The sequence below is a fragment of the Moorena sp. SIOASIH genome (assembly GCF_010671925.1).
Lineage (GTDB): Bacteria > Cyanobacteriota > Cyanobacteriia > Cyanobacteriales > Coleofasciculaceae > Moorena.
This window is the reverse complement of the sequence record NZ_JAAHIH010000004.1, coordinates 264,178-280,829: the sequence shown is the minus strand read 5'-3', so window position 1 is coordinate 280,829 and position 16,652 is coordinate 264,178. Positions and strand designations below refer to the sequence as shown.

Below are 16,652 nucleotides of genomic sequence, written 5' to 3'. Positions count from 1 at the left end.
TTGCACCCTTGTGATTTATTCTAGCTGGGCAGTGGTGGAATGGGCTTGGTGGAACTGGCATCAGGCGTGGAACTGGCATCTTGCCAGTTTCAATATATGTTGGGGCGGGCAGGTTTCAATATATGTTGGGGCGGGCAGGATGCCCGCTCTACTGCTATGCTCAGCCAGTGGAATGGGCATCAGGCGTGGAACTGGCATCTTGCCAGTTTCAATATATGTTGGGGCGGGCCGTTGGTGGGCAGTGCCTTGGTAAGGGATGGGGAGCTGAGCTGATTGCTCTGCGGCACTGCCCACCCTACATCTCACTGCCCACCCTACATCGGCTGAGTTGGTGGGCAGTGCTTTGGGATGGGATCGGGAGCTGAGCTGATTGCTCTGCTGCACTGCCCACCCTACATCAAATGGTGTGGTTGTGATTGTAGTTATGATTTTAGTTGACAAAATTCCCTATAAGTGTTCCTACCCCTTGCCCTAGATCTTTCCATCTCCTAATCACCCCATTTAACGGTCTTCCAGTGCTATTGTCTGACTAGTAACTGTTGAAATAATCAAGACTTAGGCAATTGCCCCCTAAATCACCCAATTCTGGGGGACTTTGACATCATTACCCCCCAAAATTGGGGGGCAGGGGGGCAAAAACAACTCAACTTCCTACGCAATTGCCCCCTAAATCACCCAATTCTGGGGGACTTTGACATCATTACCCCCCAAAATTGGGGGGCAGGGGGGCAAAAACAACTCAACTTCCTACGCAATTGCCCCCTAAATCACCCAATTCTGGGGGACTTTGACATCATTACCCCCCAAAATTGGGGGGCAGGGGGGCAAAAACAACTCAACTTCCTACGCAATTGCCCCCTAAATCACCCAATTCTGGGGGACTTTGACATCATTACCCCCCAAAATTGGGGGGCAGGGGGGCAAAACCCAGTAAACTTCGTAAGTCCTAATAATAGTTTTTTTGTAAATTAGTTGAGAAAGCTTTGCATTTGAAACCTAAATAGACTAAACTAGTCTGGGAGGATTAGCAATAACTAATCCCTGGCTGCTCAAATATTCTCTTAACCAAGGCAGCTTGGTTCCAGCTTTTAATAAAAAACTATTTCATTATTGATTATGGATCCATCTATATCTGAATCAGAGGCCAGTCAGGTGATTGAGATCAACTGGGGAGACCGATGGCAAGTCTATCGGCGCTTGCAAGACCTAGAGATTCCCTGTCACTGTCAGACTGACCAGCCCTTGAGAGCTGAAATCGATAATGTCACGGCTTTGATTCAAATTTGGAGTATCCTTAGACAGCTAACCCTTCCGCGCCAGGAGTTAATATCCTGGCTCGATGATTCCTGGCGGCTTCCTAGCAAAAGGCGCAAGGAGAAACTTTAAGTAGTAGGTCAGCATTCAGCCCTCAGCGGTCAGCCGTCAGCTTTCCATAACTCAGATTAAACTACTGATCCTGCAGGTCTACTCAACCTTGGCCTTTGGCCACGCTACGCGAACAACCTTGGCCTTTGGCCACGCTACGCGAACAACTAATTAACCTTAAACCTTAAACCTTAAAAGAATACCTTTAAGATCCATTCATGACAAAACCAGCAATTCTACATTTAGAAGGGATTACTAAACACTTTGATCAAACCACTGAGCCAGCAGTGGGGAATGTGTCGTTTACCCTGTATGAAGGGGATTTACTGGGATTGGTGGGGCCATCTGGCTGTGGCAAAACGACATTATTGCGGATTGTAGCTGGGTTTGAGCGACCCCAAGCGGGACTAGTGGTATTGGCAGGACGGAAAGTGACTGGGCCAGGGTATTGGTTACCACCAGAACAGCGCAATACTGGTATGGTCTTTCAAGACTATGCTCTATTTCCTCACCTGACGGTGGCAGAGAATGTGGCGTTTGGGCTTAAGCAGAATCGGAAACAGAAGAGTGGTGTCTGTGTCAAGGGTAATACGGAAGATGCGATCGCATTAGTCGGATTAGCTGGCATGGGCAAACGTTATCCCCACGAACTCTCTGGTGGTCAGCAGCAGCGAGTAGCCCTAGCCCGTGCCTTAGCCCCGCAACCTAAATTAATTCTATTGGATGAACCCCTCAGCAATCTCGATGTCCAAGTGCGTCTGCGGTTGCGTCAGGAAGTGCGAGCTATTCTCAAAGAAACCGGCACCTCTGCTATTTTTGTCACCCATGACCAAGAAGAAGCTTTGTCTATATCCGACCAAGTGGGAGTCATGCGTTCTGGTCGATTAGAGCAATTGGGGACACCAGAAGAAATCTATACCAATCCCAGCTCTCGCTTTGTAGCAGAATTCGTCACCCAAGCCAACTTTTTACCAGCCCAACGCAGAGGAGACCTATGGGAAACAGAAGTAGGCTCTTTTGCCATCAGAGTCAATGACTCCATACTTAATACTAAACTGGATCAGCTGGAGGAAGGGGAGCTGATGCTTCGGGAAGAAAATGTTCTTCTCAACCCTGATGATAACTCCACCGTAGTGATTCAAGACCGACATTTCCTAGGTCGTGAATACCGCTACTGTTTACAAACCGCTTCCGGCACCAAACTCCACGCTCGCACCAACCTTAGCACTCAGTTACCCGTAGGAAAGCGGGTGCGAGTGTCTGTAGCTGACCCATCAGTACCGATTTTTTAGAATGAAGAATTGAGAATTAAGAATTTAGAATTGAAGAGAATTTAGAATTTAGAATTCACCATTCTGGCTTCTGGCTTTTGGCTTCTAGCTTCTAGCTTCTAGCTTCTAGCTTCTAGCTTCTAGCTTCTAGCTTCACCATTCTTAATTCTGCATTCTTAATTCTGCATTCTTCATTCTTAATTCTGCATTCTACATTCTACATTCTACATTCTTAAGATGGAGTTATGCTTTCTTCTCCTCTACTGATTCATTTCCATTAGACCCTGAGTCATTGCCATTAGAAGATTGGACTTGCTTGAGATGAATCTTATTCACCTGAACAATATAATGTTCTATGGCCTTTTGTGATTGTTGTTGACGTCGCGCACCATCGGATGAATCAGAAAAGCGATAAGCTGGAGTAACTCCCAAGACAAATTTTTCCTGTTCGGCTTCTAACAATTCTACAGTAGTGTTGGCAGCAATCCAATTTTCTTGAAATGGAAAGGAAGTCGAGACACTAGCAACAATAGATGCAACAGCTGGAAAGATTACCGGGAGCCACTTTAGTAATGCAGAACCAGTTTCTAACTTGTCTAGCAAGACTAAAATTGGTGTTATTCCCGATAAAATAATGGTTAACATTTGGGCAACATAGTAAGCATTTCGGGAGGTCTTGCGGGTCTTTTTATAATCGTCAATCAACTCCTGGCTATAGTTTAGAGCTTTTTCTATCGCTAAAGTTATCGGGTTATTCTCCGTGGAATTATTACCGCACCAGAGCCCACTACACAGTTTAGATTTTTTGAGCAGTTGAAACTCATGATTAGCTTCTTTATAGTCTTGCCACAATTGTTTATTAATTAGAAACATAAATATAAAAACGGCAAAACAAGCAGCGCTAACGATTAGCAAAATTTGACGGTGTGAGATAAAAATAGAGGCAATTCCGACCCCAACCCCAGCAGCCAGGAATAAATAAGAACCTAGGCTTATTAAAACTGAAGGTTTTGAAATCGATGAAGAAGAGATTTGCTCTATTGTCTTAGGAATTTTAGTCTCTGGAATTCCGTCAACTTGCGTTGCTTCCAAATTCGTCATTTTTATCTAATTCTTAATAAAGTTAATCTAGTCAATTCTAGCAAGTGGGCATTGCTGATTGGTAGAATACTCAGAAATCCCACCGTTTAACCTCCGTTATGATTTATTTTTGAAATTTTGCTGTTTGACCCAGTGGTGCGTTACGGGGCAGCCTTTCCCAACCCTGGCTACGAGGTTGAAAATGACGGCGAGACCCCCTGAAGCACCACTAGCAACTCCCCAGACTTCCCCATCTCCCCATCTCCCCATCTCCCCATCTCCCCATTTCCCCATTTCCCCATCTCCCCATTTCCCAATTAACTAACCAGGTGAATCAATTGCGGTGGTTGTTACTATAGGTGACTCTCGTACCAGCCCACTGAAGCTTAGTCCTTAAGGTCTGGTAATAGGAATACTGTTCCCGTAAGATAATGAACTTAGCCTGACAATCTGCTCTACGCACGTCCACTCGTTGTCCAGGCCAAATAGAGGTTGCGAGCACACCATCCATCCAGAGTTTAGTGTTTAGCTCATAATCCCCCAAGGGCCAGATACTGACAACAGAGCCAGAGGGGAGGACGAAAGGACGACTGGAAAGGCTCATCGGACAAATCGGTGCGACTGCGATCGCTTCGATCGAGTCGTGCAAAATTGGACCATTAGCGGAAACAGTATAGCCAGTGGAACCAGTGGGAGTGCCAACAATTAGTCCATCCCCTTGGTATTGATCCACTATTTGTCCATCAATTTCCATTTCCAGAATTGAGGTAATCATCCGATCGGCAGAGGCAGGTTTGACACACATTTCATTGAGTGCCAAAAAGCGATCGCTAACTGGTGTAATGTCAGTGCGGTTTCCCCCAAACACAGCCCCCTCTAACATCATCCGCCGCTGAACTGCATAGCGGTCTTCTAATAGTCGGTCCCAAACTTGCTCAGTGTCTTTAAATTCTTCGATGGGTTCGGTCAGAAATCCCAGATGACCTCCAACATTTACTGCCAAAATTGGTATTCCTTCCGGAGCCAGATGTCTTGCGGCTGCCAATACTGTCCCATCCCCCCCGAGAACCACTGCCAAATCAATGGCTTCGGTGGCAGAAGCTAAAAAGACTGGGTAGGGATTATCTTTCGCGCCACTAGGTCCGATCAGAACCTTGCACTGGCGTGTTTCCAACTCCCGAGCGCATTTTTCTGCGCAACGTTTTCCTTGGGAGTCTCCAGCTTTGTGAATAATAATGACTTGCTTTAGCTGCACGTTACTGTTCTGGCTTACCCCTAGTGTTCACTGTTATTCTAGAGCGTTGGGTTAAGTGTTACCTGATCTTTGCGGGGAAATTGGGGAAATAATTAAATTGTCAAATAAATTTAATTGTCTAAAAGGCGTTTTCTTGATCAAGAAGACTACCAACTTGGGCTAACTATAACTAGAGACTGGGTCAAAGAGACTGAGTCAATAGGAGATTAACCCATGACAAACGAAGAATTTGATACCTTAGTCAAGAAACTCGAAGATTATGCCCAACAATATCCCGATAATTATAAGCTGCGTGTAGGACTTCTAGCTGCACTGGGTTATGCCTACATTTTTCTGGTCTTGGCAGGATTGTTAGGAGTCCTCGGACTAGTAGTACTGTTGATTTACTACAGTGGTCGGATCAATCGTGGCATGGTTCAACTGATCATGATTTTGCTGGTGCCAGCCTGGATGATTATGCGATCGCTATGGGTGAGTTTTCCACCACCCCAGGGATTAAAACTACAGCGCCAGCAAGTCCCAAACCTGTTTGCCTTGATTGATGAGTTGACCCAAGCTCTAAAAGCTCCTTCCTTTCACCATGTTCTCCTGACCAGCGAATTTAATGCAGCAGTAGTCCAGATTCCTCGTCTGGGCTTACTGGGATGGCAACAAAACTACTTAATCTTAGGACTGCCTTTACTCCAAGCCCTTTCTCCTAGACAATTTCGAGCCGTCCTTGCCCATGAATTGGGACATCTATCTGGCAAGCACAGTTCCTTTGCAGGCTGGATTTATCGACTGCGTCAAACTTGGGAGCAGATTTGGCAACAATTGGAAAAAAGTCAACATGCCGGAGCAACAGTGCTGTTTCATGGCTTTTTTAATTGGTATTCCCCCTTTTTCAATGCCTATTCTTTCGTACTTGCCCGTGCTAATGAATACGAAGCTGACCGCTGTGCTGCCGAGTTAGCAGGTAGTCAGCACGTTGCCGAAGCGCTGCTGAGTGTTCAGGTCAAAGCTCAGTACTTAGAACAATCTTTCTGGAATGACATTTATCAGCAAGCCTACCATCAACCCAATCCTCCACAAACCCCTTTGCAAGATTTAGCTAAGGCATTTTCTAGTCCCATTGAACCCAATCAGCAACAACAGTGGATTAGGTCAGCGTTGATGTCTCAAACCCATTATGCCGATACCCATCCTTGTCTGTTGGAACGGCTAAAAGCCTTGAAATATCCCTTCAAGCCAACGCCTAGCTTACCCATACTCGTCAAAGTAACAGCAGCTGAGCAGTTTTTGGGTAAAGCTTTACTACCCCTGACTCAAGAGTTGGAGCGTCAATGGCACACTACTATCAATTACCAATGGCGACAAAACTATACCCAGGCTCAGGCGATACGCCAATCCTTAGAAGCTTTAGAGGCAAAAGCTGCCCACTCTCCCCTTAGTGTTGAGGAAGCCTGGAATCGTGCTCGTTGGACATTAGATTTAGTCGGCACCCAAGAAGCAATCCCGTTATTAAAGTCAGTACTGACCAGGCAAGCTGACCATGTATCCGCCAATTATTTACTAGGGCAAATCTTAATCGCGCAAGATAATGAAGCTGGTATTGATTACCTGGAGCAGGCGATGGCACGAGACCCAGATAGTGTCTTGAGTGGCACTCAATCAATTTATGGGTTTCTAAGACGCCAAGGACGTGACGCAGAAGCAGACCAATATCGTCAAAGAGCTGCCAAACATCATGAATTACTGACCCTGGCACAGGAAGAGCGCTCTGGTTTCAGTCAGGGCGATCGCTTTCAACCCCACGGACTATCGGCTGAGGTAGAAGCGGCCTTACAACAACAACTTGCTGGTTACCCTGAGATTAAAGAAGCTTATTTAGTGCGCAAAGTGGTGCTATTTTTTCCAGACAATCCCTATTACATCCTCGGTGTCAGCCGTGAGCGTCATTTTTTGGAGTCGAATAGCTCTACTAAAGACCAACAACTGATTGACCGTCTAGCCGATGAATTAGAATGTCCTGGTCAGACCTGGATCACTATTTTAAATAGTACGAATAAATCCTTGAAAAAAGCACTGCGAAAAACAGCAATTTCGCCAATTTATAAGAATGTTGTTAATCAATCCTTAATTGCTAATTAATGTTAGTATAGCTGTTTTCAATTAGGTGAGGTACAAATTATTGGGTTTTAGGGAACAGGGAACAGGGAGCAGGGAGCAGGGAGCAGGGAAAAAATCCTGTGTACCTCATTAGGCTAGAAACCGCTAGATGGGAGGCGTGACAGGTGTGGTAAGTGTGGGAAGATGGGGCGATTGAGCGATGGGGCGATGAGTAACTAGCTCCTTTTGACTGCGCTGCATCCCTACTCCCTACTCCCTACTCCCTACTCCCTACTCCCTACTCCCTACTCCCTACTCCCTACTCCCTACTCCCTACTCCCTACTCCCATTAACCCAGGACGAAAGTACCTCTTTTATAGGGCAGCGTAACCAAAGGTGATGTTAAAGCGACGACACCAAACTGCTACAGAGCCAAATTCGTCAAGATTCCAGTCGTCAGGAATAGCATACCGTTGAGCACCACTGAATTGCTTGATTCGGGCGAGGGTTACATAGTCTTGTGGCCGAATTTTACGAGGTACACTGCTGTTCCGATACAGGAGTACATTCACATCGGGGCCACTACCAGTTTTAAAGGATTGATCGAATTCTAGATAGCGTTTACCATTTTCATTGACAATCTTTACATTTCCTTGAGTGCGATGCCCTCTATCAACGGTGATAAAGCTTCCTGTGGCGATAGTAGAGGCTATTCGTTGACTGACCAGAGCATTGTTTAAAGACTTTTGTTTAACAACAGTTGTTTCTGCTTGCACAGCCGGAGTTGCTGCTGCCATTAACAATACGGATAAACCACCAACAATCAGACGTTTCATAACACTTCCTCCTAGTAATCAAAAATGAATTGAATCATTGCTTTAGTTGCTTAATTATTAGAATGAACTACCATTCTGAAATCACCCTAACGAATAAATGAAAGTTAGATGAGATTTAGAAAAGAAAACTGAACCACTCACCCACTCATATCAAGTCCGGTTGAATACCCATAATCTAGGGGCGGGGGCGCGGGAAGTGTGGGAAGTGTGGGAAGTGTGGGAAGTGTGGGAAGTGTGGGAAGTGTGGGGAGTGTGGGGAGTGTGGGAGATGGGGAGATGGGGGAGATTTTTATTAAGGGTAACTATCCTAACATGATATCAGCCCTCAGCTACTGTAGGGTGGCAATGAATTGCGCTGTAACCCACCACCTCACCTGGTAGCAGGGATTTGTTACCAACAGGTGCGATCGCATCCCTGATATCACAACCGATTTTATACTTAACGCCCATGAATCAAAAACGCATCATTGGTCTAACCGGTGGTATCGCCACGGGAAAAACCACTGTATCGAATTACCTAGCTGATACCTATAGGCTACCGATTTTAGATGCGGATATCTATGCCAGAGAAGCAGTACAACCAGATTCACCAATCCTGAAACAGATTTATCAGCGCTACGGTTTACAAGTGCAGCACAGTGACAGTACCCTGAACCGCAAACGCTTGGGAGAGATAATTTTTAGTAACCCAGCTGAGCGACAGTGGTTAGAGCAACAAATCCATCCTTATGTACGCGATCGCTTTCAATCTGAACTCGATACCATAGTTGCTCCTACAGTCATCTTAGTCATCCCTTTACTATTTGAAGCTAAGATGACAGACTTAGTGACAGAAATCTGGGTAGTCAGCTGCTCAGCAGAACAACAGCTCAGACGGATCCAGAAACGCGATCGCATCTCTAAAGAACAAGCTCAAGCCCGGATCAACAGCCAACTCCCCCTCCAGCAAAAAATAGCACTTGCTGATCTAGTTTTAGATAACTCCTCTACCCAAGAAGCTCTAATCCAACAAGTATCTACTGCTCTTGCTAGCAATCCATATCATCCATAATTTATAATTTATAATTTATAATTTATAATTTATAATTTATAATTTATAATTTATAATTTATAATTTATAATTTATAATTTATAATGTAGGGTGCGTTAGGGGCGGGCTCGCCCTAATTTTCCACTGGGTAGCCACTATTAGAATAGCCCGCCCCGTAACGCACCACCAAGTAGAATTTAAAATTTAGAATTTAAAATTTAGAATTTAGAATTTAAAATTTAGAATTTAGAATTTATTTCACCTTTTACATTCTGCCTTCTTCATTCTGCCTTCTTCATTCTGCCTTCTTCATTCTGCCTTCTTCATTCTTCATTCTTCATTCTTCATTCTTCATTCTTCATTCTTCATTCTTCATTCTTCATTCTGCAAACCTGCTAACCTGGTTATGACAAATAAGCTTCCAGAGCTTCTGCTGCCAACTCCGTCATACTTTTCCCTTGGTTAGCAGCAGCTTCCTTAAGACGAGCATGGACTTCTTCGGGAATGCTAATTCGACGGCGATTTTTAGCAGTAGAAGATTTCTTAGCTGAGGATTTCTTACTTGCTAGCTTGGCATCTGGATTAACCACACCACTACCTAGCTCATAGTTAGCGGAAAATTCCCGAAGGGCATCAAAGCCAATGCGATCGCAAAAATCCCCAAAACTCTCCTGAGGTTTGCGCTCTTCCCGAAACTGCACAAAAATTGGTTCAAAGAAAGATTCCAGCTCACTTTCTGGCATTTTCTGCACATAGGCTCGTGATAACCGAGTTTGATCTGGTGAAGCTCCCAGCCAAACTTGATAAGCTTTTGGTGCGCTACCGACAAATCCCAACTCTGCCATATAAGGTCTAGCACAGCCATTAGGACAACCGGTCATTCGGATCACAAAATATTCCTTGTCTAACCCCAATTTGTCTAGCAGTAACCGAATCCGCTCAACCATGCCAGGGAGCGCCCGTTCTGATTCCGTAACCGCTAAACCACAGGTAGGTAAAGCTGGACAAGCCATCGAATAGCGCACTAACGGTTCAATCCCTTCTGGAGTGACTTGAATACCGTGCTGTTCTAGAATCTGATTCAGGGCTTGCTGGTGGGTCGGGTCAATCTCATAGAGAATAATATTGTGGTTAGCAGTAAGCCGCATCGGTAGGGCAAATTCCTTAGTAATTTCCCGCAGAGCTGTTTTGAGTCGGAAATTCCCTTCATCTTTGACCCGACCATTCTCAATCGATATCCCCAGGAATAGCTTTCCGTCTCCTTGTTCGTTCCAACCCAAATAATCTTCGTACTTAAATGGGGGTAAGGGCTTAAACGGTGCCAGGGTTTTACCGAAGTAGCTTTCTACTTTTTCCCGGAACTTATCGACACCCCAATCATTGATTAGGTACTTCATTCTGGCATGACGGCGGTTTACGCGATCGCCATAATCCCGCTGGGTTGCCACAATTGCCTTAACCAAGTCATAGATATCATCTTTTTCAACATAGCAGATGTGGTCAGCTAGACGAGCAAAGGTTTCTTCTTTATTGTGGGTGCGACCCATACCCCCACCAGCCAGAACATTAAATCCCTCCAGTTCTCCCTGGTCGTTGGTAATTACCACCAACCCCACATCTTGGGTATAGATATCAATCGAGTTATCCCCGGGAACCGTTACGCAACACTTAAACTTCCGGGGCATATAGTGTTCCCCGTAGATTGGTTCCTCTTTGTCCTGGAAAATAGTACCATTACCATTGCGCTGCCGTGCTGCTTTCACCTCCGGAGCTTCCTCAGCACTAATTACCTTTTCCCCATCCAGCCAAATCTCGTAATAGGCACCGGTTTGAGGTGTAAGTAAGTCAGCAATCCGATCAGCATACTCCCAAGCATACTGATACTCTGGTCGATTTTTATATGGTGCTGGTGCAGCCATAACATTGCGGTTGAGGTCTCCACAAGCACCCAAGGTTGACCCCATATTGCGGACAATTGCAGCAATTGTCGCTTTCAAATTCTTCTTGAGAATGCCATGAATCTGAAAACCCTGACGGGTAGTTACTCGTAGGGTATGGTTACCATACTCTTCTGACAACTGCTCTAGAGTCAGATAAAGCTCTGGTGGAATAAATCCTCCAGGATTTCGAGTGCGCAGCATGAACTGATAGTCTTTTTCCTGACCCTTGACCCGGTTATCTCGGTTGTCTTGCTGGTAAGACCCGTGAAACTTAAGAACTTGAATAGCGTCTTCTGTAAAATGAGTGGTATCCTGTAGCAGTTCAGTTGCCACCGGTTCACGCAAGAAGTTACTGCGTTCTTTAATTCCTTCAATCTTAGAGGGTTTGCGGGCTTTAGGAGTCTGAGATACAACCATTGCTTCGACGGATCTAAAAAGATGAATAAGTATAATTCCCGATAAATCGGTCGGGATTACGGTTAATGATTAGATCCTAATACTACCGTTGCCCATTGGATCCATAACTTTAGAAATCCTAAAATTTCTCCAAACCCACTCAGTGTCATTGAAGCAGATACCGGCAAAGAGGAAAGGGAAGAGTTGAAGGAAGGTTGAAGCTAGTAGATTCGCCAAAGCAGCGAGTAGATGCACAAGAGGATTGTTGTCACCTCAGTTGAAGTATTTGACAGTTCATACTTCATCCTTTATACTTCATCCTTCATGCTTCATCCTTCATCCTTTCCCTTTGAGAATGGACATACTAAGTTTAGAAACGGTAGCCTGCACCCACTTGAACACTGACAGACTCACCTGAACTATTTTCGTAAGCGTTAAGACCTACCTTAGTATTGCCGTAAACCAAAACATCCTTAGCAATTTGGCTTTCAGCACCCACGCCAAGCACCCAAGCATCTTGATTACCTATGGGTGTATTGTCTCCGTCATCTTCCACAAAAGAGTAACCAACACTAGCAAAAACATTAGTATTTTTGGCTACGCCTAGGTCAAAAGAAACACTAGGAATAATCGCGGTATTGTCTTCATTGAAAAGAATATCACCTCTTAGAGACACTGGAAGCTTTGAAGTTGTCAGACGAGTCGTAATATTACCACCAATATTTTGGTCATTTCCTTGTCCATCACTAGTTACACCGGCGGCCAGACCAACCCCAATGTAGCTAGCATCTGTACCTTTGACGCTGAGATCCTCTGCTCCGGGATTAGCGGAAGCCATACTATTTCCTAGTAAAACGGGAGCAATTGTTGTAGCAGCTAAAGTAGAAATGGTGAAAATAGATTTCAGTAAACCTTGCATTGTTTATTTCCTCAAACTAGTTAATTTTTTGTTCCTTTCTCTACAAGTCGTTGGGAATAAACAAAAGGTTCCTCAGGTTATAAAAAAAAATCTAAATACTTGAAAACCTTGAGATGACTTGAATCTGGCGAATCCGGATATAACTAGAAAAAATCCGGATTAGTTTTAGCATCCCTAATTAGTTGATACTCTTTAAAAGAGAGTCGGTTCTATCAATTAATCGAATGTCTGTGTTTTCTTAGTGGACTGTTTAGAAGGTGTCACAGATTGTAAGCATTTAGCTATCAGCTATCAGCCATCAGGTATCAGGTATCAGCCATCAGCCATCAGCCATCAGGTATCAGGTATCAGCCATCAGCCATCAGCCATCAGGTATCAGGTATCAGCCATCAGCCATCAGCCATCAGCCATCAGTGATGTGCTACGCCCAGGCTGCGCGAACAGCTATGACCCATTCACGTAGCGTGGCCAACGGCCAAGGCCAAGGCTGACTGCTGACTGCTGACTGCTGACTGCTGACTGCTGACTGCTGACTGCTGACTGCTGACTGCTGACTGCTTACGTCTAATCTTGTTTGATACCAACCATGCTATATCCGGCAATGGTAGACAGAGGCACCTGGTAAAAATACTGACGTCGGAACTGTTCCTCCTCAATGGCAGCAAAAAATAATGCGTTCGCGCAGCGTGCGCGTAGCGCAATCGCATCATTTCCAGCAACATTCGTCCGCTCGCGTAGCGTGGCCGTTGGCCAATCGTGTAGCGTGGCCAACGGCCAATCGGAAGACCACTCCCTCGGATGCCAGCTTATTTGTACCCCGCAGTCCTGGTGAGAAACTTCAAAACCAATCACTGATAGGGCATTCAGTCCTAACTCAACAGTGCGATCGCTTAAATCCAACTTCTCCTGCAATTGCACCAAAGTAGCCCATTGACCCGTACGACTGAGGAACTTAGCAATTCCTAGCAACTTTTTCCAGGTGTCTTGGGCAGATAGTTGTTTAGGCCGTGGATATGCGATCGCTAATTGTCGTTCTGCCTGTATCGCTCTCCTACACCATACTTGTAACTCATCCCAACTGGTCGGACACTCATAAACCATTAGAGGAGTTAAACCTTGCCGGTTATCAGGTTGAAGGTTAGGAGGTTGAAGGTTAGGAGGTTGAAGGTTAGGAGGTTGAAGGTTAGGAGGTTGAAGGTTAGGAGGTTGAAGGTTAGGAGGTTGAAGGTTAGGAGGTTGAAGGTTAGGAGGTTGAAGGTTATTTGCTTGAAGGTTGTCTGGTTGAAGGTTATCTGGTTGAAGGTTATCTGGTTGAAGCTTGTCTGGGGAACCTTCAACCTTCAACCTGCCAACCTGTAACTCTTGAGAACCTTCAAGCTTCAACCTGCCAACTTTCAACCCTTCGGAACCTTCAACCTTCAACCTGCCAACTTTCAACCCTTCGGAACCTTCAACCTTCAACCTGCCAACTTTCAACCCTTCGGAACCTTCAACCTTCAACCTGCAAACTTTCAACCCTTCGGAACCTTCAACCTTCAACCTGCCAACCTGTAACTCTTGTCCCCGCCAATCTAAAATCCAATCCAGCTGATTAGAGACCTGTAAACAAGACTGGACAAAATCATTTTCTTGGCAAGTTTGCACAGCAACGAGGCGCACTTCTGGACGTTTTTCGTAATTATTATAGTCTAATTCCACAACAGCATTACATCTAACTTTAGGGACTTCATCCTGATAATGTCCCCACCAAATTCCAGGAAAACCCATACTCGTAGAGTCATCCCAAATTTCAAATTTAGTTTTAATATACTGTACTTTCCGCCTTCTCAAATCCTTAGCATTACGATGCCAAACCTGCTCAAACCAACAGTTTTTAATCAGCAATTTTGGCACAAGATTACCTATCCCACAAGGTTCCAGGTGTTTCAACTCATCAAATAGTGCTTTGCCCAACTCAGCAACCTTAACCACCAAATCCGCTTCTATAGCTGGCATCATCAAAGCACCCGTAGTCCCTAGTTTTTGTGCCAACTGCTGGTTAATCGCTTCCGTAAATAAAGGAATATTATCCACTGGCAAACTCAACCCAGCTGCAAAAGGATGACCTCCGAAGCGATGCAACAAATGAGCTTGGGAATTGACTAATTCATAAAGATCAATATTATTAACAGAACGAGCCGAACCCCGTGCTATACTATAGGAGTGTTTATCCTCTAAACCGGCTTCTACCAGTTTGCTTTCTCTATCGCTACTTTCAGTACTTAACAAAACGGTACTTAACAAAATCGTCGGGCGTCCGTATTCCTGAGCAATTTCACCTGCTACTAAGCCTAAAACACCAACCGGCCATTGGGGATCCTCTAAGACAATCACATTAGTAGTAGACAGATCAAGTTGGGCAAGTTTATCCTTAACTTGCTTAGTAATATCTTTTTGTAAAGACATGCGGCGGCTATTAGCTAATTCCGTATCTAAAGCCAGTTGCTTACAACGTTTCTCATCCTTACTAGTCAGTAACTCAACACAAAATGAAGCATCTCCTTGAATCCGACTTACAGCATTAATTCTCGGGCCAAGTCCGAAAGAAATATCCGTCGGGCGATCGCCACTGCGTTTACACAACTCTAACAATCGCGCTACACCAGGACGAGAGCGAGTTTTCAGTTGCTGCTTCAATTGTTCAATCCCCCGTTGTGCCAGGTAACGACAATCTCCAGATAATTCCACTAAATCCGCAATTAGACCAATTGCCACCAAATCCAGCAACCCCTCTAACCGTTGTTGGGGAATATTAGGTAAAACCTGATACATCGCTTCCACTAACTTATAGGCTACCGCCACTCCAGACAAATGAAATAAAGGATGACTTTCAGCAAAATAGCGGGAATTGATGATAGAAACCACTGGCGGACGGTCATCTGGTAGAGTATGGTGGTCAGTGATAATCACATCCATTCCCAATTGGTGAGCATAATCAATTTCCCTCAGATTCGTGCTGCCAGTATCGCAGGTAACGATAAGTTTCACCCCAGAAGCGTTCAGTTGGTCAATTCCTGGACAATTCAAACCATGGGATTCCGTCATCCGATTGGGAATGTAGTAACTTAGCTGTTGGTGCTGCCAGAAAAACTGTCCCAGTCCTTCCCAGAGGACACTAGTAGCCGTGATTCCATCGGCATCAAAGTCCCCCCATATAGCAACCTTTTCCCCAGCCTCACGGGCTTGCAGTAGGCGTTTTACTGCCCATTTCATTTCCTGTCCAAAATCAAAAGGGCTGGTAGGTTGATACAAATCTGGATTGAGGAAACCAGCCAGTTGTTTCTCCTCTCGTATTCCCCGTTGCCACAGCAGTTGAGCAGCATAACCTCCCGAATAGCCATGAGTATGGGATTTGACAGCTTCGATGAACCACTGAGGAAAGTCAGGTGGCGCTAGGACTTGCCATTGGGATTGAGAAATGGATTCGGACATGGATTGGGACATGAACCTGATTTGCGATCGCTTATAGTTAGTCGAGTTAGTACAAAAATACTAACTTAATCAGAGCGACCCATAACCCACTTTATCGAGAACTCAGGAGTCATACCGAGTTGCATTCAAAGAGAGTAGATTGGTTGGATAGGGAGATAGGGAGATGGGGAGATGGGGAGATGGGGAGATAGGGAGATGGGGAGATGGGGAGATTGGCGGAAGAGAAAGTTGTACGTTTGACCCCAACTTGGTATCAGAATAAATTATTTCCCAGTTAATTAGCCATTAATCAGAGTTTTATCAGCAATTGCGGTTAATTCTGGATTATCATGATAAATTATGGAGTATTATGAGCACAAATGACTTCTGTCTCCTGTTTCCTCAAAAAAACTGCCAACTTCTGACATCGAACTGAGGTAGTAGAAGAATGGTGAAGAAGATATAAAAAAACCTGGGAGAAGAAAAATCTTCTGCCCAAGCAAAACATAAAGGAAGAAAAATCATGGGGTAAGAAAAAATTTCTACCCAAACAAAAATCCCCCATCGTCTGTCCAGGACGATGGTCAAAGGGAACTATACCACAAAAATGATTTTTTGACACCTCAAAAGCTGGTTGACTGACTTTAGATCATGGAGTAGGTTGGCTTGAGGCAACGAAACCCAAAACCAATGAGGGTTTCGTTGGGTTACGCTATCCCTAACCCAACCTACGGGAAAATCAGTATTTCAAGGGTCTTGTCAGTCAATCAGCCTCAAAAGTCTGTTTTGTCGGTTTTGTCTGTCCCAAGAGCAAGCTATGGCAAATCCTCAACAGAGCCGAGTAACCCATCACTCTCATCAGCACCATAGTTTCTCCACCCGATGACAGTTCTTGACCTTACCAAAAATACCTATATACGACGCTTGCCTATTGCTAGCTTGCCTATTGCCTCTTGCTAGCTTGCCTCTTGCTAGCTTGCCTCTTGCCTCTTGCTAGCTTGCCTCTTGCCTCTTGCTAGCTT

General features: G+C 44.9%; 16 protein-coding genes. 8 read left to right on the top strand and 8 right to left on the bottom strand.

Annotation, left to right across the window (positions count from 1 at the left end; genetic code table 11):
• Positions 1-80 precede the first annotated feature (80 nt).
• The 3 genes from F6J90_RS22570 (at position 81) to F6J90_RS22560 (ending at position 2,657) form a co-directional block, all read left to right on the top strand.
• Positions 81-365: a hypothetical protein gene (locus F6J90_RS22570; RefSeq protein ID WP_293098537.1), complete on the top strand. Its 285-nt coding sequence runs from the start codon at positions 81-83 to the stop codon at positions 363-365.
• Between the two features lie 751 nt (positions 366-1,116).
• Entirely contained in the window at positions 1,117-1,386 is a 270-nt protein-coding gene (locus F6J90_RS22565) for an Asr1405/Asl0597 family protein (protein WP_293098534.1), read from the top strand.
• A gap of 197 nt (positions 1,387-1,583) precedes the next feature.
• Entirely contained in the window at positions 1,584-2,657 is a 1,074-nt protein-coding gene (locus tag F6J90_RS22560) for an ABC transporter ATP-binding protein (protein ID WP_293098532.1), read from the top strand.
• A gap of 222 nt (positions 2,658-2,879) precedes the next feature.
• Here F6J90_RS22560 and F6J90_RS22555 read toward each other — a convergent pair whose 3' ends face one another.
• The 3 genes from F6J90_RS22555 to F6J90_RS22545 all read right to left on the bottom strand — a co-directional run bounded on the left by F6J90_RS22555 (position 2,880) and on the right by F6J90_RS22545 (position 4,971).
• Positions 2,880-3,737 (bottom strand): DUF4231 domain-containing protein, encoded by an 858-nt coding sequence (locus F6J90_RS22555; RefSeq protein ID WP_293098530.1) that lies wholly within the window; start codon positions 3,735-3,737, stop codon positions 2,880-2,882.
• A gap of 96 nt (positions 3,738-3,833) precedes the next feature.
• Positions 3,834-4,010, bottom strand: coding sequence for a hypothetical protein (locus tag F6J90_RS22550; protein ID WP_293098527.1), 177 nt, complete (start codon positions 4,008-4,010; stop codon positions 3,834-3,836).
• 40 nt (positions 4,011-4,050) lie between these two features.
• Positions 4,051-4,971 carry an NAD(+) kinase gene (locus F6J90_RS22545; protein ID WP_293098524.1) on the bottom strand — a complete coding sequence of 307 codons (921 nt, stop codon included), beginning with the start codon at positions 4,969-4,971 and terminating at the stop codon, positions 4,051-4,053.
• A gap of 213 nt (positions 4,972-5,184) precedes the next feature.
• Between F6J90_RS22545 and F6J90_RS22540 the strand changes: the two genes are divergently transcribed.
• Entirely contained in the window at positions 5,185-7,101 is a 1,917-nt protein-coding gene (locus tag F6J90_RS22540) for a M48 family metallopeptidase (RefSeq protein ID WP_293098522.1), read from the top strand.
• A gap of 204 nt (positions 7,102-7,305) precedes the next feature.
• Entirely contained in the window at positions 7,306-7,449 is a 144-nt protein-coding gene (locus F6J90_RS22535) for a hypothetical protein (protein WP_293098519.1), read from the top strand.
• Here F6J90_RS22535 and F6J90_RS22530 read toward each other — a convergent pair.
• Positions 7,434-7,895, bottom strand: coding sequence for a DM13 domain-containing protein (locus tag F6J90_RS22530; protein ID WP_293098516.1), 462 nt, complete (start codon positions 7,893-7,895; stop codon positions 7,434-7,436). The genes F6J90_RS22535 and F6J90_RS22530 overlap by 16 nt on opposite strands.
• A gap of 160 nt (positions 7,896-8,055) precedes the next feature.
• On the opposite strand from F6J90_RS22530, the gene F6J90_RS22525 reads away from it, so the two are divergent.
• Together F6J90_RS22525 and coaE are read left to right on the top strand one after the other, a co-directional pair.
• On the top strand, positions 8,056-8,211 hold the full coding sequence (locus tag F6J90_RS22525) for a hypothetical protein (RefSeq protein ID WP_293098514.1): 156 nt from the start codon (positions 8,056-8,058) through the stop codon (positions 8,209-8,211).
• Between the two features lie 132 nt (positions 8,212-8,343).
• On the top strand, positions 8,344-8,946 hold the full coding sequence (coaE, locus tag F6J90_RS22520; RefSeq protein ID WP_293100692.1) for a dephospho-CoA kinase: 603 nt from the start codon (positions 8,344-8,346) through the stop codon (positions 8,944-8,946).
• A gap of 383 nt (positions 8,947-9,329) precedes the next feature.
• Here the strand turns inward: coaE and sir are convergent, their stop codons facing one another.
• Positions 9,330-11,282 carry a sulfite reductase, ferredoxin dependent gene (sir, locus tag F6J90_RS22515; RefSeq protein ID WP_293098511.1) on the bottom strand — a complete coding sequence of 651 codons (1,953 nt, stop codon included), beginning with the start codon at positions 11,280-11,282 and terminating at the stop codon, positions 9,330-9,332.
• Between the two features lie 349 nt (positions 11,283-11,631).
• Positions 11,632-12,180, bottom strand: coding sequence for an outer membrane beta-barrel protein (locus F6J90_RS22510; RefSeq protein WP_293098508.1), 549 nt, complete (start codon positions 12,178-12,180; stop codon positions 11,632-11,634).
• A gap of 241 nt (positions 12,181-12,421) precedes the next feature.
• On the opposite strand from F6J90_RS22510, the gene F6J90_RS22505 reads away from it, so the two are divergent.
• Entirely contained in the window at positions 12,422-12,643 is a 222-nt protein-coding gene (locus F6J90_RS22505) for a hypothetical protein (RefSeq protein WP_293098505.1), read from the top strand.
• On the opposite strand, the gene F6J90_RS22500 is transcribed toward F6J90_RS22505, so the two are convergent.
• Together F6J90_RS22500 and recJ are read right to left on the bottom strand one after the other, a co-directional pair.
• Complete coding sequence (locus F6J90_RS22500; protein ID WP_293098503.1) at positions 12,636-12,764, bottom strand: hypothetical protein; 129 nt, start codon at positions 12,762-12,764, stop codon at positions 12,636-12,638. The two genes, F6J90_RS22505 and F6J90_RS22500, sit on opposite strands and share 8 nt — an antisense overlap.
• Positions 12,745-15,651, bottom strand: a complete 2,907-nt coding sequence (gene recJ / locus F6J90_RS22495; RefSeq protein ID WP_293098500.1) for a single-stranded-DNA-specific exonuclease RecJ — start codon at positions 15,649-15,651, stop codon at positions 12,745-12,747. Before recJ ends, F6J90_RS22500 begins: the two co-directional genes overlap by 20 nt.
• Positions 15,652-16,652 lie beyond the last annotated feature (1,001 nt).

Bases quoted from the DNA above. Each gene is read 5' to 3' on its own strand.
- sir (WP_293098511.1), bottom strand. From the start codon at position 11,282: ATGGTTGTATCTCAGACTCCTAAAGCCCGCAAACCCTCTAAGATTGAA.
- F6J90_RS22555 (WP_293098530.1), bottom strand. From the start codon at position 3,737: ATGACGAATTTGGAAGCAACGCAAGTTGACGGAATTCCAGAGACTAAA.
- F6J90_RS22510 (WP_293098508.1), bottom strand. From the start codon at position 12,180: ATGCAAGGTTTACTGAAATCTATTTTCACCATTTCTACTTTAGCTGCT.
- F6J90_RS22550 (WP_293098527.1), bottom strand. From the start codon at position 4,010: ATGGGGAAATGGGGAGATGGGGAGATGGGGAGATGGGGAGATGGGGAA.
- F6J90_RS22530 (WP_293098516.1), bottom strand. From the start codon at position 7,895: ATGAAACGTCTGATTGTTGGTGGTTTATCCGTATTGTTAATGGCAGCA.
- F6J90_RS22565 (WP_293098534.1), top strand. From the start codon at position 1,117: ATGGATCCATCTATATCTGAATCAGAGGCCAGTCAGGTGATTGAGATC.
- F6J90_RS22560 (WP_293098532.1), top strand. From the start codon at position 1,584: ATGACAAAACCAGCAATTCTACATTTAGAAGGGATTACTAAACACTTT.
- F6J90_RS22540 (WP_293098522.1), top strand. From the start codon at position 5,185: ATGACAAACGAAGAATTTGATACCTTAGTCAAGAAACTCGAAGATTAT.
- coaE (WP_293100692.1), top strand. From the start codon at position 8,344: ATGAATCAAAAACGCATCATTGGTCTAACCGGTGGTATCGCCACGGGA.
- recJ (WP_293098500.1), bottom strand. From the start codon at position 15,651: ATGTCCGAATCCATTTCTCAATCCCAATGGCAAGTCCTAGCGCCACCT.